General features: G+C 63.0%; 23 protein-coding genes and 1 tRNA gene. 13 read left to right on the top strand and 11 right to left on the bottom strand.

Annotation, left to right across the window (positions count from 1 at the left end):
- Window positions 1-31: 31 nt before the first annotated feature.
- Window positions 32-2317, bottom strand: a complete 2286-nt coding sequence (locus K7H91_RS06870) for a Tex family protein (RefSeq protein ID WP_230719459.1) — start codon at window positions 2315-2317, stop codon at window positions 32-34.
- A 184-nt stretch (window positions 2318-2501) separates the two neighbouring features.
- Here K7H91_RS06870 and purD point away from each other — a divergent pair, with 184 nt between their 5' ends.
- Window positions 2502-3773 carry a phosphoribosylamine--glycine ligase gene (purD, locus tag K7H91_RS06865; protein WP_230719458.1) on the top strand — a complete coding sequence of 424 codons (1272 nt, stop codon included), beginning with the start codon at window positions 2502-2504 and terminating at the stop codon, window positions 3771-3773.
- Between the two features lie 18 nt (window positions 3774-3791).
- Here purD and K7H91_RS06860 read toward each other — a convergent pair whose 3' ends face one another.
- Complete coding sequence (locus K7H91_RS06860) at window positions 3792-4478, bottom strand: IclR family transcriptional regulator (RefSeq protein ID WP_230719457.1); 687 nt, start codon at window positions 4476-4478, stop codon at window positions 3792-3794.
- Between the two features lie 98 nt (window positions 4479-4576).
- Here K7H91_RS06860 and K7H91_RS06855 point away from each other — a divergent pair, with 98 nt between their 5' ends.
- The 8 genes from K7H91_RS06855 (at window position 4577) to xth (ending at window position 14271) form a co-directional block, all read left to right on the top strand.
- A complete protein-coding gene (locus K7H91_RS06855) occupies window positions 4577-5788 on the top strand; it encodes a CaiB/BaiF CoA transferase family protein (protein ID WP_269066045.1) in 1212 nt (403 codons plus the stop codon).
- A complete protein-coding gene (locus K7H91_RS06850) occupies window positions 5785-6585 on the top strand; it encodes a citryl-CoA lyase (protein ID WP_230719455.1) in 801 nt (266 codons plus the stop codon). The genes K7H91_RS06855 and K7H91_RS06850 overlap by 4 nt, the downstream gene beginning before the upstream one ends.
- 25 nt (window positions 6586-6610) lie before the next feature.
- A complete protein-coding gene (locus K7H91_RS06845) occupies window positions 6611-7591 on the top strand; it encodes a Bug family tripartite tricarboxylate transporter substrate binding protein (RefSeq protein ID WP_230719454.1) in 981 nt (326 codons plus the stop codon).
- Window positions 7592-7694: 103 nt separating this feature from the next.
- Window positions 7695-8126 (top strand): tripartite tricarboxylate transporter TctB family protein, encoded by a 432-nt coding sequence (locus K7H91_RS06840; protein WP_230719453.1) that lies wholly within the window; start codon window positions 7695-7697, stop codon window positions 8124-8126.
- Between the two features lie 9 nt (window positions 8127-8135).
- The gene (locus K7H91_RS06835; RefSeq protein ID WP_230719452.1) at window positions 8136-9686 is read left to right on the top strand and encodes a tripartite tricarboxylate transporter permease; all 1551 of its coding nucleotides are present in this window, start codon (window positions 8136-8138) and stop codon (window positions 9684-9686) included.
- A 219-nt stretch (window positions 9687-9905) separates the two neighbouring features.
- Window positions 9906-12575 (top strand): FtsK/SpoIIIE family DNA translocase, encoded by a 2670-nt coding sequence (locus tag K7H91_RS06830; RefSeq protein ID WP_230719451.1) that lies wholly within the window; start codon window positions 9906-9908, stop codon window positions 12573-12575.
- A 99-nt stretch (window positions 12576-12674) separates the two neighbouring features.
- The gene (locus tag K7H91_RS06825) at window positions 12675-13400 is read left to right on the top strand and encodes an outer membrane lipoprotein carrier protein LolA (RefSeq protein WP_230719450.1); all 726 of its coding nucleotides are present in this window, start codon (window positions 12675-12677) and stop codon (window positions 13398-13400) included.
- A gap of 67 nt (window positions 13401-13467) precedes the next feature.
- Window positions 13468-14271: an exodeoxyribonuclease III gene (xth, locus tag K7H91_RS06820; RefSeq protein ID WP_230719449.1), complete on the top strand. Its 804-nt coding sequence runs from the start codon at window positions 13468-13470 to the stop codon at window positions 14269-14271.
- On the opposite strand, the gene K7H91_RS06815 is transcribed toward xth, so the two are convergent.
- The 9 genes from K7H91_RS06815 to K7H91_RS06775 all read right to left on the bottom strand — a co-directional run bounded on the left by K7H91_RS06815 (window position 14268) and on the right by K7H91_RS06775 (window position 20414).
- Window positions 14268-14942, bottom strand: coding sequence for a ceramidase domain-containing protein (locus tag K7H91_RS06815; protein WP_230719448.1), 675 nt, complete (start codon window positions 14940-14942; stop codon window positions 14268-14270). The two genes, xth and K7H91_RS06815, sit on opposite strands and share 4 nt — an antisense overlap.
- A gap of 100 nt (window positions 14943-15042) precedes the next feature.
- On the bottom strand, window positions 15043-15243 hold the full coding sequence (gene yacG / locus K7H91_RS06810; RefSeq protein WP_018067568.1) for a DNA gyrase inhibitor YacG: 201 nt from the start codon (window positions 15241-15243) through the stop codon (window positions 15043-15045).
- Complete coding sequence (locus K7H91_RS06805; protein WP_230719447.1) at window positions 15240-15860, bottom strand: Maf family nucleotide pyrophosphatase; 621 nt, start codon at window positions 15858-15860, stop codon at window positions 15240-15242. The genes yacG and K7H91_RS06805 overlap by 4 nt, the downstream gene beginning before the upstream one ends.
- A 24-nt stretch (window positions 15861-15884) precedes the next feature.
- Window positions 15885-16103 (bottom strand): translation initiation factor IF-1, encoded by a 219-nt coding sequence (gene infA / locus K7H91_RS06800; protein WP_018067566.1) that lies wholly within the window; start codon window positions 16101-16103, stop codon window positions 15885-15887.
- Window positions 16104-16357: 254 nt separating this feature from the next.
- Entirely contained in the window at window positions 16358-16831 is a 474-nt protein-coding gene (locus K7H91_RS06795; RefSeq protein WP_230719446.1) for a UPF0262 family protein, read from the bottom strand.
- 2 nt (window positions 16832-16833) lie between these two features.
- A complete protein-coding gene (gene hisD, locus K7H91_RS06790; protein WP_230719445.1) occupies window positions 16834-18132 on the bottom strand; it encodes a histidinol dehydrogenase in 1299 nt (432 codons plus the stop codon).
- 44 nt (window positions 18133-18176) lie between these two features.
- The gene (locus K7H91_RS06785; protein ID WP_230719444.1) at window positions 18177-18617 is read right to left on the bottom strand and encodes a DUF2948 family protein; all 441 of its coding nucleotides are present in this window, start codon (window positions 18615-18617) and stop codon (window positions 18177-18179) included.
- A 96-nt stretch (window positions 18618-18713) separates the two neighbouring features.
- Window positions 18714-20006 carry a UDP-N-acetylglucosamine 1-carboxyvinyltransferase gene (gene murA / locus K7H91_RS06780; protein WP_230719443.1) on the bottom strand — a complete coding sequence of 431 codons (1293 nt, stop codon included), beginning with the start codon at window positions 20004-20006 and terminating at the stop codon, window positions 18714-18716.
- Between the two features lie 222 nt (window positions 20007-20228).
- The gene (locus K7H91_RS06775) at window positions 20229-20414 is read right to left on the bottom strand and encodes a hypothetical protein (protein ID WP_018067561.1); all 186 of its coding nucleotides are present in this window, start codon (window positions 20412-20414) and stop codon (window positions 20229-20231) included.
- 140 nt (window positions 20415-20554) lie between these two features.
- Between K7H91_RS06775 and K7H91_RS06770 the strand changes: the two genes are divergently transcribed.
- The 4 genes from K7H91_RS06770 to K7H91_RS06755 all read left to right on the top strand — a co-directional run bounded on the left by K7H91_RS06770 (window position 20555) and on the right by K7H91_RS06755 (window position 22049).
- Window positions 20555-20629, top strand: a tRNA-Thr gene (locus K7H91_RS06770).
- A gap of 227 nt (window positions 20630-20856) precedes the next feature.
- Entirely contained in the window at window positions 20857-21000 is a 144-nt protein-coding gene (locus tag K7H91_RS06765; protein ID WP_230719442.1) for a DUF1127 domain-containing protein, read from the top strand.
- 346 nt (window positions 21001-21346) lie between these two features.
- The gene (locus tag K7H91_RS06760) at window positions 21347-21490 is read left to right on the top strand and encodes a DUF1127 domain-containing protein (protein WP_018067559.1); all 144 of its coding nucleotides are present in this window, start codon (window positions 21347-21349) and stop codon (window positions 21488-21490) included.
- A 349-nt stretch (window positions 21491-21839) separates the two neighbouring features.
- The gene (locus K7H91_RS06755) at window positions 21840-22049 is read left to right on the top strand and encodes a cold-shock protein (protein WP_018067558.1); all 210 of its coding nucleotides are present in this window, start codon (window positions 21840-21842) and stop codon (window positions 22047-22049) included.
- The last annotated feature ends 131 nt before the right edge of the window (window positions 22050-22180 follow it).

Genomic DNA, 22180 nt, shown 5'->3' with positions numbered 1-22180 from the left:
TTCAGGCGCGCTGACCCGCGAGGCCGAGCGCTCACTTCTTCCGCATCGCATCCGCAAGTGCTGCGCCGAATGCGCCCTGCGACTGCGGCTTGCCTCCGCGATTACTGCCGCGTTCCTGCGGGCGCTCGGAGCGGGGGCCCCTGGCTGCAGGCGTGCCGTCGTCCTTCTTCATGGAGAGGCCTATCCGCTTGCGCTTCACGTCGACGTCCACGACCCGGACCTTCACCACGTCGCCGGCTTTCACCACCTCATGCGGGTCCTTGACGAAGCGGTCGGCGAGCTGGGAGACGTGGACGAGGCCGTCCTGATGCACGCCGATATCGACGAAGGCGCCGAAGGCTGCGACATTGGTGACGGTGCCTTCCAGCACCATGCCGGGTTTCAGGTCGGAAATCTCGTCAATGCCGTCGGCAAAGCTTGCCGTCTTGAACTCGGGTCGCGGGTCGCGGCCGGGCTTTTCAAGCTCCGACAATATGTCGCGCACGGTCGGCAGGCCGAAGCGATCGTCGACGAAGGCGCGCGGATCGATGGCCTTCAGCGCCGCGCTGTCGCCCATCAGCGCGCGCAGATCACGCCCGCAGGCGGCGACGATCTTCTTCGCCACGTCATAGGCTTCCGGATGGACCGCGGACGAATCGAGCGGCTCGACGCCATCGCGGATGCGCAGGAAGCCGGCGCTCTGCTCGAACGCGCGCGGCCCCAGACGGGCGACCTTCAGCAATTCCTTGCGACTCCTGAACGCGCCATTGGCATCGCGGTGAAGCACGATCTGCTCGGCAATCGAGGGGCCGAGCCCGGACACGCGGGCAAGCAGCGGCGCGGACGCGGTGTTGAGGTCAACGCCGACGCCATTGACCGCATCCTCGACTACGGCATCGAGCGAGCGCGACAGCTTCATCTGGTCGACATCGTGCTGGTATTGGCCGACGCCGATCGATTTCGGCTCGATCTTCACAAGTTCCGCCAGCGGATCCTGCAGGCGGCGGGCGATCGAAACTGCGCCGCGAAGCGAAACGTCGAGCTCGGGAAACTCCTTCGCCGCCGTCTCCGAGGCCGAATAGACCGAGGCCCCGGCTTCCGACACGATCACCTTCATCGGCTTCGGTTCGGGCACGGCCTTCAGCACGTCGGCGACCAGTTTTTCGGTTTCGCGGCTGGCCGTGCCGTTGCCGATCGCGATCAGCGAAACGTTGTGGCGCGCGATCAGCGCCTTCAGCGCGGCCATTGCGCCCTGAATGTCGTTGCGCGGCTGGAACGGGTAAATCGTGGCGGTATCGAGCAACTTGCCGGTGCCATCGACGGCGGCGACCTTGACGCCGGTGCGGATGCCCGGATCGAGGCCAAGCGTGACGCGGGAGCCGGCGGGTGCGGCCAGCAACAGGTCCTTCAGATTGCGGGCGAACACGTTGATCGCCTCATCCTCGGCGCGCTCGCGCATTTCCCGCATCAGGTCGAGCGACAGCGAGGTGGACAGCTTCACGCGCCAGCACCAGCCGGCAACCTGCATCAGGAAGGCATTAGCCTTGCCCTCGCCATCAATATCGAAGAAGCGCGCGATCATCTGCTGGGCCGGCTTTACCGGGGAGGGGTTGTCGCGATCGGCCTCGATCGCGACCGACAGCACTTCCTCGTTGAAGCCGCGCAGCATGGCGAGCACGCGATGGCCCGGCGCGGTTGCGAACTTTTCGGCATGGTCGAAATAGTCGGAGAATTTCTGGCCGGCCTCTTCCTTGCCCGCGACCACCGTGGCGTAGAGCATCGCATTGTCGCGCATATATTGCCTGAGCCTGCCGACGAGTTCGGCGTTTTCGGCGAATTCCTCCGACAGGATATCGCGCACGCCGTCGAGGGCCGCGCGCGTGTCTGCGACCTTGTCGTTGACATAGGCCTCGGCGAGTTTCTCCGGGTCGGAACTCCGATCCTGGAAGATCGCGTCGGCCAGCGGCTGGAGGCCGTTCTCGCGGGCGATCATCGCGCGGGTGCGGCGCTTCGGCTTGTAGGGCAAATAGAGGTCTTCGAGCTCGGATTTGGTGGTTACAGTGGCGATCTTGCCGGAAAGCTCATCCGTCATCTTGCCCTGACTGGTGATCGATTCGACGATGGTGGCGCGCCGGGCTTCTAGTTCGCGCAGATAGCCGACGCGCTCGGCGAGCGTGCGTAGCTGGCCGTCATCCAGCCCGCCGGTGGCCTCCTTGCGGTAGCGCGCGACGAATGGCACGGTCGCGCCCTCATCCAGAAGCTTTAGCGCGGCATCCACCTGTTCGGGGCGGGCCTTGATCTCTTCTGCGACGATGCGGGCGATTTTTTCTGCGGCCATGTGTCTCGTTCCATCTTTCACGGGAGAGGCGAATTTAGGCGTTCATAGCGCCGAAACAATGGCTTTGGCGAGGGCGCGCGCGGCCTTCCACAATATTGCCCCGGATGTTAACGCGTCCCGGCCTTGACCTTTGTCGCCGGCCTGCTTACCCAACCGCCAGCAGGTGACAACTGGAGCAAACCCCATGCATGTCCTTCTGATCGGCTCTGGCGGGCGCGAGCATGCGCTGGCCTGGAAACTCGCGCAATCCCCCGAAATCGGCGAATTCTATGCCGCTCCGGGCAATCCGGGCATTGCCGCCCATGCGGTCTGCGTGGCGCTCGATGTCACCGACCATGCGGCGGTCACGGCGTTCTGCCGCGAGAAGTCGATCGACCTCGTGGTCGTCGGCCCCGAGGCCCCGCTCGTCGCCGGGCTTGCGGATGATCTCCAGGCCGCCGGGTTGAAGGTGTTTGGGCCGACCAGGGCGGCCGCGCAGCTTGAGGGCTCCAAGGGCTTCACCAAGGATTTGTGCGCGCGCTACAACATTCCGACAGGGGCCTATCAGCGGTTTGACAATGCCGAGGCGGCAAAAGCCTATGTGCTCGAAATTGGCGCGCCGATCGTGATCAAGGCCGATGGCCTTGCCGCCGGCAAGGGCGTCACCGTCGCCCGCACAAATGACGAGGCGCTTGCCGCGATCGACGACTGCTTCTCCGGCACGTTCGGCGCGGCCGGCGCGGAAGTGGTGGTCGAGGAGTTTCTGGTGGGCGAGGAGGCGAGCTTCTTCTGCCTTTCCGACGGAAAACACGCTTTGCCGCTCGCCACCGCGCAGGATCACAAGGCCGTCGGCGATGGCGATACCGGACCGAATACCGGCGGCATGGGCGCCTATTCGCCGGCGCCCGTGATGGATGCGGCGATGATCGAGCGCACAATGAAGGAAATCATCGAGCCGACGATCCGGGGCATGGCGGAGATGGGCCATCCGTTCCAGGGCGTGCTTTATGCCGGGCTGATGATCACCGAAAAGGGGCCCGAGCTGATCGAATACAATGCCCGCTTCGGCGATCCGGAATGCCAGGTGATGATGATGCGGCTGAAGAGCGATCTGCTGCCGATCCTCATTGCCTGCGCCGAGGGCAGGCTCGATTCGGTTGGCGCCGATTGGAGCGAGCAGACCGCCCTGACGGTGGTCATGGCCGCCAAGGGCTATCCCGGCGCCTACAAGAAGGGCAGCGAGATCAAGGCGCTGCCCGCCGATGACGCCACCGCCCGCACCTTCCATGCCGGCACCGCCATCAAGGATGGCAGGCTGGTGGCCAATGGCGGCCGCGTGCTGAACGTCACCGCGCTTGGCCCCAATGTCACCGAGGCGCAGACCCGCGCCTATGAACTGATCGAGAGCATCGACTGGCCCGAAGGCTTCTGCCGCCGCGATATCGGCTGGCGCGCGGTCGCCCGCGAAGAGGGCTGAAAACCGAAATCCAGTCTGTCAGGCCGGAATAATCAGCGCAGCGGCGCGCTCCGTCAGAAGTTTCGCGATCCTTGCTGTGGCTGCCTCATCCAGTCGCGTGACTGGCCCGGATACCGCGATTGCGCCGCGCAGCCTGCCGCTCTGGTCGAAGACGGGCGCGGCAATCGCCGCCACATCCGGATTGCGCTCGCCGCGCGAGGTGGCAAAGCCTGCCTTGCGGATGTGATCCCACTGCGATCCGGCATCCCTGTCGAAAGCCTGCAGTACCTTTCCCGAGGCGCCCATTCCGATGGGCAGTTCGACGCCTTCCGCAACCGAGTGGCGGATCGCGCGCTCCGGCTCGCTGCGATAAAGGCACAGCCGGGTGTCGCCGCGGCGCACGTAAAATGACGCCGTTTCTCCCGTCGCCTCCGCCAGGCGTGCAAGCTCAGCCCTGATCCCGTCGCCGAGCGAGAAGGATGCGCGATATTGCGCGCCGAGCCGCCAGACCGTGCTCGCCAGCCGGTATTGCCCATGCTCGTCCCGCTCCAGATAGCCAAACCGTATCAGCGAGTTGAGAAGCCGCAGGATGGTGCTCTTGTAGAGCCCCGTTTCTCCGGCGATCTGCGCGAGCGACAGCGGCTGATCCGCTGTCGCGAAGCATTCGAGGATAGCGAGCGCCCGATCGACGGCGTCGACGCCCTTTTGTTCGGAGTCCTGACCCATGGGGAAACCTTCAGCAGACTGGACGATTGAACATCGTTCTGTTATGTTAAACGGCATTCTGATAGATAGAACGATAGAATCGGAATGGCAAGGGCAAATTGACGCATAATCAACAAAAACCGTCTCCCCTCGAAGGCATCAGGGTGCTGGATCTCACCAATGTTCTGGCGGGTCCGTTCTGCTGTCATCAGCTCGCCCATATGGGAGCGGAAGTGATCAAGGTCGAAAATGTGCGGGGCGGTGACCTGGCGCGGCAACTCGGCGTTGATCCGGAGCTGAACAAGCGCAACATGGGCATCTCGTTCCTCGCGCAGAACGCCGGCAAGAAATCCGTGACCCTCAACCTCAAGGACGATAACGGCAAGGCGCTGCTCAAGAAGCTGGTCGCAAGCGCCGACGTGCTGGTGGAGAACTACCGGCCGGGCGTGATGAAGCGGCTCGGCCTCGACTACGAGGTGTTGAAGGCCGTCAACCCCAAGCTGGTCTACTGCGCGATCTCCGGTTTCGGTCAGGAGGGCCCCTGGGTGCACCGGCCGGCCTATGACCAGATCATTCAGGGCAGCTCCGGCGTCATGTCGATCACCGGCGATCAAGACAGCGCGCCGATGCGCGTCGGCTATCCGATCGCCGACACGATCGGCGGACTGACCGCCGCCTTCGCCATCGCCGCGGCGCTCAATGCGCCGGAACGGGGCAGCTTCATCGATGTTTCAATGCTGGAGGCAACGATCGCCACCATGGGCTGGGCCGTATCCAACTATCTCATCGGCGGCGTGGCGCCGACTGCCAACGGCAATGAGAACCTGACATCGGCGCCGTCCGGCACCTTCCAGGCAGAAGACGCGCCTATCAATATCGCCGCCAACAAGGACGAGCAGTGGGAGGCGCTGGCGCGCCACATCGGCAGGCCGGAACTGCTCGAGGATCCGCGTTATCTCAACCGGGAGCTGCGCAAGCGGAACCGGCTGTCGCTGAAGGCCGAAATCGAGACGGTGCTGGTCACCCGGACTGCGCGGGAATGGGCACGGGAACTGAACCGGATCGGCGTGCCCGCGGGCGCCGTGCTTTCCGTGCCGGAGGTTCTCGCTCATCCGCAGATCACCGAGCGGGGCCTGCTTGCGACTTTTGGCCAAGTGCCCGGCGTCGAAAGAGACATTACAGTCGTCAGAACCGGCTTCAAGCTCGATGGCAAGGCACCCGCCGTTGAAGACGCGCCGCCGATCCTCGGCCAGCACAACAACGAAATCTATGCCGATCTCGGCCTTACCGGCCAGCAGATCACCGAACTGAAGGATGCAGGTGTCATATGAGCGACGTTGCCGACTGGTGGAGCACCGAAATCATCGATATGGCGCCGGGCCAGATCCGCATGCGCGGCCGGCCGATCGAGGACCTCATCGGCAATGTCAGCTTTGCGCAGATGGTGTGGCTGATGACGCGCGGCGACCTGCCTTCGAAGCCGGAGGCGGATCTGCTGGAAGCGGCCCTCGTCGCCGCCGTCGATCACGGCCCGCAGGCGCCCTCGATCGCGGCCGCACGGATGGCGGTGACCTGCGGTCTGTCCCTCAACGGCGCAATGGCCAATGCCGTCAATATGCTGGACGATGTTCATGGCGGAGCCGGTGAACAGGCGCTTGAGCTTTATCGCGGGATTGATGCGGCCACGATCGATGGTATGCCGCTTGACGAGGCGGTTGCCGGTTGCCTCGCCGGGTTTCAGGCCACCCGCGGCAAGTACATTCCGGGTTTCGGCCACCGCTTTCACAAGCCCGTCGATCCGCGCAGTCCGCGCCTTCTGGCGCTGGTGGATGAAGCGGCGGCAAACGGCGTGGTCAGCGGCAGGTTCGCCGCAATCGGTCGCGCGATTGGAGAACACCTGCATGCCGCCCGCGGCAAGCCGGTACCCATGAATATCGATGGCGCGACGGCCGTTATCTATGGCGAGCTTGGCTTTCCGGCGCCGCTCGCGCGCGGGTTGTTCTGCCTGTCGCGCTCGGTCGGCGCCATGTCGCACGCCTATGAACAGATGCAGCAGGGGGGCCGCAACAAGGGGCCGACGCCTCCGCATTACCGGTGGACCTACAAGGGTCTCAATCCGATTTCCTGAAGTGGTCGAAAAAGGGAGGACCAACATGACGAAACTACGTAACCTTTTGGCAGCGCTCTCGCTGGGGCTTGCCGTGGCTAGCCCGGCAGCGGCGTTCGAACCGAGCGCGAGCGAATGCATCGCCCCTGCCGCACCCGGCGGCGGCTGGGATTTCACCTGCCGTCAGGTCGGCAAGGTGATGCAGGATCTCGATCTCGTGCCCGGCACCATGCAGGTGGTCAACCTGGTCGGCGGCTCGGGCGGCGTGGCTTTTGCCTCGGTGGTGACCAAGCGCGACAGCGACGAGAACCTGCTGGTGGCGGCCTCTTCGGCCACCGCGACGCGCCTGGCGCAAGGGGCATTCCCGGGCAATAATGCCGACCAGGTTCGCTGGATCGGCTCGGTTGGCGCTGACTACGGCATCATCGCGGTCGCCAAGGATTCGCCGATCAACACCCTTCCCGAACTGCTTGACAAGATCAAAGCGGATCCGAAAAGCGTCGCGATCGCAGGCGGTTCCGCCGTTGGCGGCTGGGATCATCTGAAGGTGTTGATGGCGGCTCGCAAGGCTGGCGTTCAGGATGTGCGCCAGATCAAATACGTCGCCTTCGAAGGCGGCGGCGAGGCCGTGACCCAGCTTCTGGCAGGCTCCGTACAGGCCTTCACCGGCGACGCATCCGAAGCCAAGGGCTTCGTCGACTCCGGCGACATCAAGGTGCTTGCGGTTCTCGCGCCCGAACGCATGCCCGGCGATTTCGCGAGCTTCCCCACCGCCAAAGAGCAGGGTATCGATGTTGTCGGCGCTAACTGGCGCGGTTTCTACGCTCCCGGCAAGATCAGCGACGAGGCCTATGATTACTGGGTCGATGCCGTTCAGACGGTCTACACCTCCGACGAATGGAAGCAGATCATGACCCAGAGCGGTCTGGCGCCTCTCGACAAGAGCGGTCCGGAATTCCAGGCATTCGTGATGGAATCCATCGCTGAAATTCAGGAGTTGTCACGCGAGATCGGCATTTTGAAGTAGTCTCCATGTCGAGGGCCGGCCGGTTGGAAGACCGTCCGGCCTTTTTGCATTCGCAAGGCGCATAAAGCGTCCGGTAGCAATCTGCCCACGGGGAGGGCATTCCATGAGTGATCGTATTTTCGGCGGTTTCGGCATCGTCATCGCCGCCATCTATATCTGGCAGGCGCTGTTGACCCAGGAAAGCTTCATGAGCGATCCGGTGGGCCCAAAGACCTTTCCCATCATTATCGGGGTTGTTCTGGCATTGGCGAGCCTTTTCATCATCCTCATGCCGGATGCCGAACCTGAATGGCCGAAGGCGAAGTCACTGGCTGAAATAGCGATCTCGGCCTGCCTGCTCTTCGCCTATGCCTATTTCCTGCCGATCGCCGGTTTTGTGATCGCCACCATGGTGGCGGCGGGCTTCCTGTCCTGGCGGCTCGGCGCACCGGCGCTGAAAGCCGCGATCGCCGGCATCTGCATTTCGGTTGGCATCTATGTCGTCTTCCATCTCGTTCTCGGCTTGCATCTGGCAACCGGACCGCTCGGCATCTAGGGGGAAACCATGCAGACCATTTCCGCACTGGCCGACGGTTTCGCCGTTGCGCTTACGTTTCAGAACCTGGCGCTGGCGCTGCTCGGCTGCTTTCTTGGAACGATTATCGGCGCCCTGCCGGGCCTTGGCCCCTCAAACGGCGTCGCCATCCTTATCCCGCTTGCCTTCACGCTCGGCCTGCCCGCCACGCCGGCGCTGATCCTGCTGACCTCGATCTATTTCGGGGCGATGTATGGCGGTCGCATTTCATCGATTCTGCTCAACATTCCCGGCGACGAGCCGGCGATGATGACGACCCTCGACGGCTATCCCATGGCGCAGCAGGGGCGTGCCGGCGAGGCGTTGGCGCTGTCCGGAATCGCCTCGTTTATCGGCTCCTTCTTCGCGATCTGCGGTCTTGCCGTACTCGCGCCGCAGTTGGTCAAGGTGGCGCTTCTATTCGGTCCGGCGGAGTATTTTGCGCTTTACATTCTGGCGTTTGCAACGCTTGGCGGTGTTACCAGCCGCAACCAGGCCAAATCCGCGCTTGCCGCGGCCCTCGGGCTCGGCATTGCCATGATCGGCGTCGATCAGCAGACCGGCGTTCCCCGACTCACCTTCGGCGAGATTCACCTCTATGACGGGATCGATTTTCTGGTCGCGATTGTCGGGCTGTTCGCGCTCTCGGAAGTCTTCACCTTCCTCGAACATCGCGGCAGCGACGTCGACAAGGCTGGCGGCAAGGATGAGAAGATCAAGATCGGTCGTATCATTCCGCAGTGGAAAATGCTGGGCGCAACCAGCGGCTCGATGGCGCGCGGCACGGTGATCGGCTTTCTGGCCGGCGTTCTTCCTGGGGCCGGCGCCTCGCTCGGTTCGTTCCTTGCCTATGGCGCCGAACGTAGCCTGAAGAACGGCAAGAACACGTTCGGCAAGGGCGATCCGCGCGGCGTCGCGGCCCCCGAAGCCGGCAACAATGCCGCTGCCGGCGGCGCGCTGGTGCCGATGCTGGCGCTCGGCGTTCCCGGTTCCGGCACCACGGCGGTGCTGCTGGCCATGCTGCTTGCGCTGAACATAACCCCCGGGCCGCTGCTGTTCACCCAGAACCCCGATGTCGTGTGGGGCCTGATCGCGGCGCTGATGATCGGCAATTTCATGCTCCTGCTTCTGAACATGCCGATGGTCGGGCTATTCGTGCGGCTGTTGTTGGTGCCGACCCGCTATCTGATGCCTGCGGTGGCGATGATCTCCTTCGTCGGTATATACGGCATATCCGGCTCGGTCTTCGATCTGACGGTTATGGTCCTGTTCGGCCTGGCCGGCTGGCTGTTGCGCAAGCTTGATGTGCCGCTGGTGCCGGTGATCATGGGCGTTCTTCTGGGCAATCAGATGGAGGTTAATCTCCGGCGCGCCATGACGATCTCGGACGGTGACTGGAGCACGCTCTGGGCCTCGCCGTTGTCGATCTCGCTCTGGGCTCTCGCAATCATCGGGTTCATGCTGCCGATCGTGCTGAGCCTGATGAACCGCCGCATCGACCCCTCGAAGCTGCGCACCGAGGAGGTTTCGGAGGGCGACTGAGCCGATCGCCTTTCTCATCAGATGCCAATCAAACCGTCGCGCGGTTGTTGGCGGTCGGGCGGAAACGCCCGGCCGTTTTGTGTCCAGGCCTGCCATTGCCTCAACCATGGATGGTTAAAGAGGCTTTAACCCATCGCTGTTAGCCTCGGCTGCGAATCTGCCGGGAGACCCTTCGTTTCCGGGCGGGTGCGTTCGGTTGAAGGTATGAGGGTATTGGTCATGGCTGCACGGGCAGAGCGGTTTGAACACGGAAGAGGCGGCGAGTTCTCGCTTATCGGGTTTGTCCGGCGCTATGTGGCAGCCCTTTTTGGCTTTGCGCTGTTCGTGGTCCTCTGCCTTGCGATCGCGGCGATGGCGACGTGGAATGTCGATGATCCAAGCGCGCTTCATGCCACCGGCCGCCTGCCAACCAATATTCTCGGCTATCCCGGCGCCGATTTCGCCGACATCGTGATGCAGGCCTTCGGGCTCGCAAGCGTGTTCGCGCTGCTGCCGGTGCTCGCCTGGTCGCTGGCGATGATGGCGGGAAAGCGTATCTATCGCAAACCCTCGCGCTTCTTCGCCTGGATCGGCGCCGCGATCCTCACCGCCGCGGTGCTCGGCTGCGTGCCGCCGCCGCCGACATGGCCGCTGCCGAATGGTCTGGGCGGGGTTTCCGGCGATCTGATCCTGCGTTTCCCGGCGCTGTTCATCGGGCAGTATCCTTCCGGGCTGGCCGCGATGATCGTCGGCGGCATTTTCGCGCTGCCGGCGCTGTTCCTGCAGCTCTATGCCGCGGGCCTGATTATTCGCCAGCCGAAGGTCGTTCCCGAAAAGCCCGCTGCCAAGCGCCATTCGAACGAGCCCGGCGCGCCGACGGTTTCCGATCTGTCGGAGGAGCGCGAAGGCTGGTTCTCGCTTGCGCCGCTGATCGGTTATGCCGCCCATACCTGGTACATCTCCCGCGCCCGCTTCAACAAGATCTTCGGCCGCCGGCGGGACGAGGACGAGGATTTCGACGCGCCCTATGATTTCAACGAGGACGGTTTCGACCGGCTGGACGATGACGAGCCGGCCTATCCGTCATGGCGGCGCAGCGGCGAGCCGAGCCTTGTCGATCCCGACCGTCCGCGCGAGACGGGCTACAGGCCCGCCGACCCGCCGCCCTTCGACTACGACGGCCGGATCGGCGACGATTTCGACGATGACAACGACCTGCCCGAGGGCGTGCTGAGCGCCGATTTCGGGCCTACCGAGCCGCGCGTCACGCGCCAGACGCCGCGCGCGCCGGTGGTCGCCGCACCCGCGCCGCCGCCCCAACCGGTGAACGCGGAAACCATGCGCCGGCCCTCCCGAGGCGCTTTTTTCCCGCACGGCTTCGAACTGCCATCCGCAGCATTGCTGGCCGAGCCCAAGGGGCTTGCCCGCGACAAAGCGCTGTCGAAGGAGGTGCTGGAGGACAATGCCCGCACGCTCGAAAAGGTGCTCGAGGATTTCGGCGTGAAGGGCGAAATCATCCATGTCCGGCCCGGCCCGGTCGTCACCCTTTACGAACTGGAGCCCGCGCCCGGAATCAAGTCCTCGCGGGTCATCGGCCTTGCCGACGATATCGCCCGCTCGATGGCGGCGATCTCTGCCCGCGTCGCCGTCATTCCCGGCCGCAACGCCATCGGCATCGAACTGCCAAATCCGCACCGCGAAACCGTGTTCCTGCGCGAGATCATCGCTAGCCAGGATTTCCAGAATTCCAAGGCCAAGCTCGCCATGGCGCTCGGCAAGACGATCGGCGGCGAATCGGTCACGGTCGACCTTGCGAAGATGCCGCATCTCTTGATCGCCGGCACCACGGGCTCCGGTAAGTCGGTCGCGGTCAACACTATGATCCTGTCGTTGCTTTACCGGTTGTCGCCGGAGCAGTGCCGCCTGATCATGATCGACCCGAAAATGCTCGAACTCTCGGTCTATGACGGTATTCCGCATCTGCTGTCGCCGGTGGTGACCGACCCGAAGAAGGCGGTCGTCGCGCTGAAATGGACCGTGCGCGAGATGGAAGAGCGCTACAAGAACATGGCCAAGCTCGGCGTGCGCAATATCGACGGCTTCAACAGCCGCGTCGCGCAGGCGGCCGAAAAGGGCGAAACGCTGTCGCGCACCGTCCAGACCGGCTTCGACCGCGAGACCGGCGAAGCAATCTACGAGACCGAGGAGTTCGATCTCGAGCCGATGCCCTATATCGTCGTGATCATCGACGAGATGGCCGACCTGATGATGGTCGCCGGCAAGGATATCGAAGGCGCCGTCCAGCGGTTGGCGCAGATGGCGCGCGCGGCCGGTATCCACGTGATCATGGCCACCCAGCGCCCATCGGTCGACGTCATCACCGGCACGATCAAGGCGAACTTCCCGACCCGTATCTCGTTCCAGGTGACCTCCAAGATCGACAGCCGCACCATTCTCGGCGAGCAGGGGGCTGAACAGCTTCTCGGCCAGGGCGACATGCTGCACATGGCCGGCGGCGGACGCATCCAGCGCGTTCATGGCCCGTTCGTCTCGGACCCCGAGGTCGAGGAAATCGTCGCCTATCTGAAGACCCAGGGCACGCCGGAATATCTTGACGCGATCACCGCCGATGACGATGAGGACGGCGACGGCGGCTATGATGGCGACGGCGGCAGCGCTGGCAACATGGCGAAGTCGGATGATCCTTACGACCAGGCGGTGGCGATCGTTCTGCGCGACGGCAAGGCATCGACCTCCTACGTTCAGCGCCGCCTCGGCATCGGCTATAACCGCGCGGCGAGCCTGGTCGAGCGGATGGAGCAGGAAGGCGTCATCGGCCCGGCCAACCACGCCGGCAAACGCGAAATTCTGGTGCCGACGGAGCAGGACATCATTGAAGGCCCGCGCTGACGCCCCATCTTTGCCGGCAGAGACATGCAGGCCGCCTCGCCCCGAAAACGCCCTTTTGGCGGCGCAACGGGGCCGCAATCAGTTTTCAGGATCGGATATATGAGCAAGTCTAAAAACACTTCGTCCCTGGTTCGCCGGCAGTTCCTCGGCGGTCTCGCCGGCGGCGCCGCGCTGCTGATCGGCCTGCCGGTCGTTGCGCAGACCCTTCCGACGGGCGCCGATGTGCCGACGCCGACCAAGCGCGACGGTTCGGTTCAGGTCGCCCAGGCCGCGCCTGTCTCCTCCGGCGTTGCGGCTCAGCGGGTTGCCGATCACTTTTCCTCGGTCAAGACGATGACCGGCGAGTTCATGCAGTTCGGCCCGCGCGGCGAGCAATCCGGGGGCAAGTTCTATCTGGAGCGTCCGGGCAAGCTGCGTTTCGACTATGATCCGCCGTCGACGCTGAAGGTGATCGCGGACGGCCGCAACGTCGCCGTCGGCAATGGCGATCTCGATACCTGGGATTTCTATCCGCTGTCGCGCACGCCGCTGTCGCTGCTTCTCGCCGACCAGATCGACCTCCAGCACCGCATGGTGCGCGACGTGCGCGAGCAGAATGGGCTGACGGTGATCGTGCTCGGCGACAAGTCGATCTTTGGCGATCAGGTGATCACCATGATGTTCGACAGCAAGACCTTCGACCTGCGGCAGTGGACGATCACGGATGCCCAGGGCAAGGACACCACCGTGATCCTCTCCAATGTGCGCACCGGGGTCAAATTCGCCCGCTCGGTGTTCCGCATTCCCTACGACCAGATCATGGCAAGCCCGGGCAGCAACAACTGACGCCCTTCCGGTCACCGGGCGAATCGCCTATTGCTGATGCCCCGTTCAGCAAGGAAGGCGCGCGCCCGTGGAACTCAGTCTCACCACCTGGAATATCAATTCGGTGCGCCTGCGCCTGCCGATCGTCGAACGCTTCCTGAAGGACTATCAGCCCGATATTCTCTGCCTTCAGGAAATCAAATGCCTGAACGACCAGTTTCCCTACAAGCCGCTGCGCGAACTCGGCTACGAGCATATCGAGGTCCATGGCCAGAAGGGCTATCACGGGGTCGCCATCGTCTCGCGCATTCCGCTGGGCGAGGGGTTCTCGACCGATTACTGCGCCATGGGCGACACCCGCCACATCTCGGTGGTGTTCGACGCCGGCGGGCGGAAGATCAGGCTGCATAATTTCTACGTGCCGGCCGGCGGCGACGAGCCCGATCCCGAGATCAACCCGAAATTCCGCCACAAGCTCGATTTCCTGGAAGAGATGAAGGTGCTGAAGGCTGATCAGGGCGACGGCATCGGCTCGATCCTGGTCGGCGACCTCAATATCGCGCCGATGGAAAACGACGTCTGGTCGCACAAGCAGCTTCTGAAGGTCGTCAGCCACACGCCGGTGGAGACCGAGGGCATGAAGGACCTGATCGCCAAAGGCGGCTGGGTGGACCTGATGCGCCACGTCACGCGGGAAGACGAGAAGCTCTACACCTGGTGGAGCTACCGCGCCAAGGACTGGCAGGCCGCCAATCGCGGCCGCCGGCTGGACCATATCTGGACCTCGCCGGACCTCGTCCCGGCGTTCCAGCGCTTCGATATCCTGACGGAAGCGCGCGGCTGGGAAAAGCCGTCTGACCACGTGCCGGTGACGGCGTCGTTTGCGTTTTAATTCTTCGGCGGCAGTTCCCGAACCGCGCCCATCAGCAACAGGCCGAGCACCGTGGCATTGAGGATGTGCCAGAGGAAGTGGGTGCCGATTCCGGCCGTTGCCATGCAGGTGGACTGGTCGAGGCTGCGGAATGTCAGCGACATGATGAAGATCGCGGTGGCCCCCGCGAAATAGCGCCAGACTGGGTGATCGCGCCAGACCGCGATCACTGATGCGACTGCCATGGCGATCAGGGCAGGGGCGTATTGCAGCGATCCGTTGAGCGGTGCGTCACCGCCGCGCGAGATAAGTCCGACCAGATAGACGACGAGCGCGAAACCCATGATCGTCGCGATCATGTAGCCGATGATATCGAAGGTCTTGCCATCGGCCACCCGCACGAACAGCAGCAGGATATAGAGGAAGAAGAACAGCCAGATCGGGATCACGTCGAGCGCTGCCGAAAGCGGCGTGGCGAGCGTGTGGAACAGGAACGACCCGACGCCGATGACGCCGACCAGCGCGATGACCGTCAGTTCCAGCAGGCTACGCTCGCGCCTGCGCCAGGCCGCGGGCCAGACGACGAGCGCCGCGATGATGAAGGCAAGGTTCGTGAGCGCGTTGATCGGCTCGGCCCAGAAGGCGCCGGTCGTGCGTTCGCAATAGATGTCGATATAGGGTGCGGGGTCCATCGTTTTCACCGGAGCGTTGTGTCGGAACGTCCCGGATGGTTTCCCCGTTTTGCCCCCTCATGCAAGGGGCAGCGGGCATTTTTCGGCGCTTTCGAGAAACTCAGTATTCGCCCTCATCGCCATCCGCCTTCGATTCGTCCTCGGCGACGGGGATGGCGTAGGAGCCGGTCAGCCAGCGCGACAGGTCGAGTTCGCGGCAGCGATTGCTGCAGAACGGGTAGTCCTCGCGAGTCGAGGGGCGTCCGCATTCGGGGCATTTGCGTGGTTTGCGCAGCGGTTCAACGCTTGCTTTTGTGGTCATGTCCATTCTCCTGCGACATCGAAGTCGCGGCCGGAAAGCAGCATTGCGGTCTCATGAAGCGGCAGGCCGATCACGGCGGAATGCGAACCGACGATCCGGCTGATAAAGGCTGCCGCCGGGCCCTGGATGGCGTAGCCACCGGCCTTGCCCTCCCAGTCGCGCGAGGCGAGATAGGCCGCGATTTCCTGTTTCGAAAGGTGCTTGAAGGTGACGCGGGTTTCCACGACCCGCCCCTTGTGGCCGTTTTCGCCGACCGGGTGAACGCAGAGCCCGGTATAGACCCTGTGCCCGCGCCCGGACAGAAGCGCAAGACAGGCGCTCGCCTCTTCTTCCGTCTCCGCCTTCGGCAAAATCCGCCTTCCGACGGCCACGACCGTATCCGCCGCGATCACCAGTGCGCCGCGCCATTCGGCATCGCCGGCAAGCGTCTGGCAAACAGCTTCCGCCTTCTGGCGGGCAAGCCTGCCGGCAAGCTGTCGCGGGGTTTCTTTCGCAAGCGGGGTTTCGTCGATATCGGCGGGAAGAACACGGTCCGGCGTCACGCCAATCTGGGCGAGAAGCTCGACCCTGCGCGGCGACGCCGATGCCAGCACGAGTTTGGGGTTCGGTGCGGTCAAGCCGTATCCTCGGCGTCGGCGCTTTTACTTGAAGCGGTAGGTGATGCGGCCCTTGGTCAGGTCATAGGGGGTCATTTCGACCAGGACCTTGTCGCCGGCGAGAACGCGAATGCGGTTCTTGCGCATGCGGCCTGCGGTGTGGGCGATGATTTCGTGCTCGTTTTCGAGCTTGACCCGGAAAGTCGCGTTCGGCAGAAGCTCGACGACGACGCCCGGAAATTCAAGTACTTCTTCTTTTGCCATGTATGTCGTTTCTTCTCTTTGCTGCGCCGGCGCGAAGCGCCAAACGCCACGACCCCGCTTGGGCCAATTGCCGGCGGGGAAGTGCCAGTTTCAATGGGTTGCAGCCTTGTCGCAGCGGTAAAACCGCGCGGGACTGCGGGATTTGCGGCGGAACCTACACAATAGTTCATCGTTTGTGAACCTTGTTTGGCAGCGCGGGCTCTTTTTGTTCATGCCGCCACCATCGAGCGGCTCTCTTCGGTGCGGTTCACCCCTCAGCCGCGCCAGTAAAGCACGCAGAACAGGGTGAACAGCCGTCTGGCGGTGTCGAAATCCATTTCGATCTTGCCCTTCAGCCGATCCTGCAGCGTTTGCGAGCCCTCGTTGTGAACGCCGCGTCGACCCATGTCGATCGCCTCGATCTTGGCGGGGGAGGCGGACTTGATCGCTTCGTAATAGCTGTCGCAGATCATGAAATAATCCTTCACGATCCGCCGGAACGGCGTTAGCGACAGAATATGGGTCGCAACCTTCTCGCCATTTTCCAGCGCGATGTCGAACACCAGCCGCTTTTCGATGATCGAGAGCGTCAGCTTGTAGGGCCCGCCGCTATGGCCGACCGGCTTGAAGTGGTTTTCCTCCAGGAGATCGAAAATCGCGACCGCGCGTTCGTGCTCGACATCGGGCGAGGCCCGGCCGATGCTCTCGTCGAGTTCGACATCGCTCAGCCTGAATTCGCCCTCGCTCATTGCTAGTCCTTGCGGTTGAGGCGGATGGATACCGATCGCCCGTGGGCGGAAAGTCCCTCGCATTCTGCAAGCTCGACGGCCGCCGGCGCAAGCGCATTCAGTTGTTCGGGGCCAAGTTTCAGGATCGAGGTGCGTTTCATGAAGTCGAGCACCGACAGGCCGGAGGAGAACCGGGCGGAGCGGGCGGTCGGCAGAACATGGTTGGAGCCGCCGACATAATCGCCGATCGCTTCCGGCGTGTAATGGCCGGCAAAGATGGCGCCGGCATTGCGCACAGCGGGAATCAGCGCCTCCGGGTCGTCGACGGCAAGCTCCAGATGCTCCGGCGCGATGCGGTTTGCGATCGGCATGGCGGCTTCGAGATCCGGCACGGTGATGATCGCGCCGAAATCGCGCCAGCTCGCGCCGGCAATCTCGGCCCGGGGCAGGGTCTTCAACTGCCGCTCCAAGGCCTCTTCAACGGCGCGGCCCAGCGCCGCATCGGTGGTGATCAGGATCGCCTGCGCGCCGGTATCGTGTTCGGCCTGGGCCAGAAGATCGGCGGCGATCCAGTCCGGATTGTTGTCTCCGTCGGCGATTACCAGCACTTCGGAGGGGCCGGCGATCATGTCGATGCCGACCGTGCCGAACACGGCGCGCTTGGCGGCGGCGACATAGGCATTGCCGGGGCCGACGATCTTGGAGACCGGGGCGATGGTCTCGGTGCCATAGGCCAGAGCCGCCACCGCCTGGGCGCCGCCGATGCGGTAGATTTCGGTCACGCCGGCGATCTTCGCGGCCGCAAGCACGGCCGGGTTGACCGCGCCCTTCATCGCCGGCACCACCATGACGATGCGCTCCACACCCGCGACCTTGGCGGGTACTGCGTTCATCAGCACCGAACTCGGATAGCTCGCCGTGCCGCCCGGCACGTAGAGCCCGACAGCCTCGACCGCCGTCCAGCGATGGCCGAGCCCGACGCCGATATCGTCTTCGTAGAAATCGTCCTTCGGCAATTGCCGTGCGTGGTGGCTGCGGATGCGCTTCTCGGCAAGCGTCAGAGCATCGATCACCTTGGGATCGACGGCGGCATAGGCGGCTTCGATCTCGTCCGCGCCGACCCGCATAGGGGTGACGGTGAAGTCGATGCTGTCGAAACGGGCCGAGTAATCGGCAAGGGCGGCATCCCCTTCGACGCGCACGCGGGCGAGGATCGTCTCGACGACGTCGGAGACATCCTTCGAGACCTCGCGCTTCATCGAAAGCAGGTCCTTGAAGGCGCTCTCGAAACCGTTATCCGCCGCGTTCAGCCAGATCGCCATATTTGCCTCGGTCACTCAATTGAAGAAAGGGTCAGCGGAAGGGGTCAGCGGGGGTGGTGGGGCCTTGCGCGGGCTTCCCAGCTACCGGAAAGATCGCTCATCAGCGCCTCGATGCATTCGACATCCGCCACGATCTCGCCGCCGCCCGACAGCGTCAGCACGATCGAGCCCTCCGGGCCTTCGCCCGCCTTCTCGAACTGAATCGACAGAAGATTGTTGACCGCGTCGCGGTCATCGCGTTCGAGACCGATGCTGCGCACCGCGGTGACCCGCTTGAACACCAGCGCCGCGCGCCGCCGTTCGGGCTTCTTGAAGAAGCCGCGCTTCTTTTCCCAAACGAACCGGTTGGTGAGAAGCTGAAGCTGTCCCGCCACCTTGGAGAACGACACATCCGGCGAGAGAAAGACGGCGTCCTGCATATGGGCCGAAATCACGGCGAGGTCTTCCTCGTCGAGCGCCATAAGCTTCAGGGGATCGGTCGTCATTGCATAAATTCCCGGCGATTGGTGTTTACACCGAGATAGAGCCAAGGAAGGGATTCCGCAACCGCTCGACCCCGCCCTTGGACCAGTTTATCCGGCTCAGTCGGAAATCCGCTCGATTTCCGCGCCGCAATTGGTGAGTTTTTCTTCCAGACGCTCAAAGCCGCGGTCGAGATGGTAGACGCGCGACACATTGGTTTCGCCCTTCGCGGCAAGACCGGCAATGACCAGCGACACGGATGCGCGCAGATCGGTCGCCATCACCGGCGCGCCGTGAAGCTCCTTGACGCCGCGGATGGTCGCCGTCTGGCCGGAAAGCGCGATATCGGCGCCGAGGCGTGCCAGTTCCTGCACATGCATGAAGCGGTTTTCGAAAATGGTCTCGACGATCCGCGCCGTGCCCTTGGCGCGGGTCATCAGCCCCATGAACTGCGCCTGGAGGTCGGTCGGAAAGCCGGGATAGGGCTCGGTGGTGACGTCCACCGGGCGGATCTCATCGCCGTGGCCGACGATATGGATGCCGGTTTCGGTGGTGGTGATCTCCGCGCCGGCGGCGCTCAGCGCGGCGAGCGCCGCCGAAAGCAGCTTGGCATCGGTGTTTTCAAGCGTGACTTCGCCGCCGGTCATGGCGACCGCCATGGCATAGGTGCCGGTCTCGATCCGGTCCGGCAGCACGGCATGGCGGGCGCCGGAAAGCGAGGTGACGCCCTCGATGGTGATCGTGGTGGTGCCCGCACCCTCGATTTTCGCACCCATGGCCTTCAGGCAGTTGGCGAGATCGATGATTTCCGGTTCGCGCGCGGCGTTTTCCAGAATGGTGGTGCCGTTGGCAAGCGTTGCCGCCATCATCAGCGTGTGGGTGGCGCCGACCGAGACCTTGGGGAACACATAGCGCCCGCCGGCAAGTCCGCCCTTAGGCGCCTTCGCCTCGACATAGCCGCTCTCGATCTCGATCTCCGCGCCCATCGCCTTCAGGCCTTCGATGAACAGGTCGACCGGGCGGGTGCCGATGGCGCAGCCGCCGGGCAGCGAAACCCGGGCAATGCCCTCGCGCGCCAGAAGCGGGCCGATGACCCAGAACGAGGCGCGCATCTTGCGCACCAGTTCATAGGACGCGGTGGTGTCGGTAATCGTCGGGCAGGAGAAATGAATGGTGCGGGCATAGCCGTCGCCCTGGCGCTCGCGCCGGCCCTTGACCGAGATATCGACGCCATGGCTGCCGAGAATGCGCATCAGCGATTCGACATCGGCCAGATGCGGCACATTCTCAAGCGTCAGCGTGTCGCTGGTGAGCAGCGAGGCGATCATCAGAGGCAGGGCGGCGTTCTTCGCGCCGGAGATGGGGATGACGCCCTTGAGCGGGTTGCCGCCGACTACTCTGATTCTATCCATATGATGTCAATCCGGGGCAGGCCCGGCCTCTCCTTGAAGCTATGGGGCGTCGCATTAGACGAAACGGCCCGTATGATCAATCGCATTGGTTGACAAGTCGTTGCCGAAACCGGCGGATTTGCGCGAGATTGAATGAGTTGCGCGGGATAGGCCCAAGGGACCGGCCAAAAATGGCAGGGGCGTGGCGGACACGGCGGAAAGCGTCGGGTCAATCCGCCAGGGTTAATCCTCTGTGTTCTTCCGGCTACTTGAGGCCGGCAGGCCGTCGGTCTCGTCGGCCGCGCCCTTGCGGCGCGCGCGCGACTGCTGCTTGCGCCGCATCAGGTTTTCCCTGAGCTTCTGCGCCGCGCGGGCCTTGCGTTCTTCCGCGGCGCGCTCGGATGCTTTCTTGCTCGGCTTGTCGTCCATGGCTGTCATCGTTTCGGCAAAACGGTCGGGATGCGAAAGAATTCTCTTGAAGCGTCTTGCACTCGAAGTCGAGCTATGGCAATAGGCCGCTTGCCTGCACCGGACCGGTGCCGGAAACCTTCCGCAAGTCGGAAATACGGGCTGCCGTAGCTCAGGGGTAGAGCACTCCCTTGGTAAGGGAGAGGTCGAGAGTTCAAATCTCTCCGGCAGCACCAGTCACTTCTTCTTATTGTACCTTTCGACAAAGGCCGTGCAACGCCCACGCCGCTGGCTCTCAGCTTCCGTGCGGGGCAGTTTTCTGCTCCCATTTCGGAGCCCTGCGTTTTTTGCATAGGCGCAATGCTCAAACGTCTCTGTTCGCGTTTGGATCAATCGATTATATCCCGGGTCAAGACGAATTGATGAGCGTCAATCAGACGCTGCCGAACGAAGGAGAATGACAATGGGTGTTACGCGCACTTTCAACAACTGGATGAAGTACCGCCAGACTGTTGCCGAGCTTGACCGCATGTCGACCCGCGAGCTCTCCGATCTCGGCATCAGCCGTCAGGACATCCGTCGGGTTGCCCGCAAGGCTTCCTTCTGACACGACAAAATTCGGAATTCGTGGGGCATCCTCCTCCTCCTCCCAAATGCCCCTCGATAGGTCGGTGATCCTCCTCCTCCTCCCAAATCACCGGCCAACCAAAATGACGCTCACCGGATCCTCCTCCCCCGGTGAGCGTTATTTTTTTGTCTTGATGGCAGCGTCATGACCGATCCGCCCCCTTCTTCCGTACCGGAAATCTCAAGCCTTGCGTTCAGTGCATAGGACTGTTGCTTTTGCCTATCTGCCAGGCACCCGTTGAAACGCCTATATCGGAATTGTCGAAAGACAGGGATGCGCCGCAAGGAATGCGACGCCAGAAACCTTCAAACGAAGGGAGATAGACATGAGCATGGCACGTAGCTTCAACAGCTGGATGAAATACCGTCAGACCGTCAGCGAACTCAATCGCATGAACAGCCGCGAGCTGGCCGATCTCGGTATCAACCGCGAAGACATTCGTAACATTGCCCGCAAAGCGGTCAAGTAAGCGATAGCGGTTCAGCCGCCCAATGCCGGCGGCACATTTTTCCCATACGCCCTCTGCCCATCCTCCCGGGCAGGGGGCGTTCTTTTTGGGCCGAACGAATGCGCCTTCTTCGCGCGCGCGAACCGGCAGGCGCCGGTGTTTCCACCGCGCTCATCGCGTCAACCGTACCAAAATTTAGAAAATTAGCGTATTGCCCAGCGCGCCAATGTCGCGTAACAAAGCGGCTATCGAATTTGTTTGTTAAGTTACGTCTGCGCGAAAGCGCCCAGAACGATCTTCTATCAAAGTCGAGCAAATGCATGATGTAGATCATGTGATCTTTGAACGCACGATTTGAAAGGAAATCGTTATGAGCGTCGGAACCGTAAAATTCTTCAACTCCACCAAGGGCTATGGCTTCATCGAGCCGGAAGACGGCAGCAAGGACGTATTCGTTCACATCTCCGCCGTTGAGCGCTCCGGCATGACCACGCTTTCGGAAGGCCAGAAGGTCAATTTCGAAGTCGTCGCCGACCGTCGCACCGGCAAGAGCGCTGCTGAAAACCTCAGCGCCGCCTGATTGGCGAAAGCCATCGGCTGATACAAAAAACCCTCCGAGGCATCGCTTCGGAGGGTTTTTTTGGCCGCTGACAAGCCTATCCTTTTTGTGGACGTCATCAACTCTGTTGTTCTTGATGGTCCCTTATCCTT

The sequence above is a fragment of the Martelella mediterranea genome (genome assembly GCF_021021415.1).
In the GTDB taxonomy this organism is placed as follows: Bacteria; Pseudomonadota; Alphaproteobacteria; order Rhizobiales; family Rhizobiaceae; genus Martelella; species Martelella mediterranea_C.
This window is presented reverse-complemented; position numbering and strand designations above follow the sequence as displayed.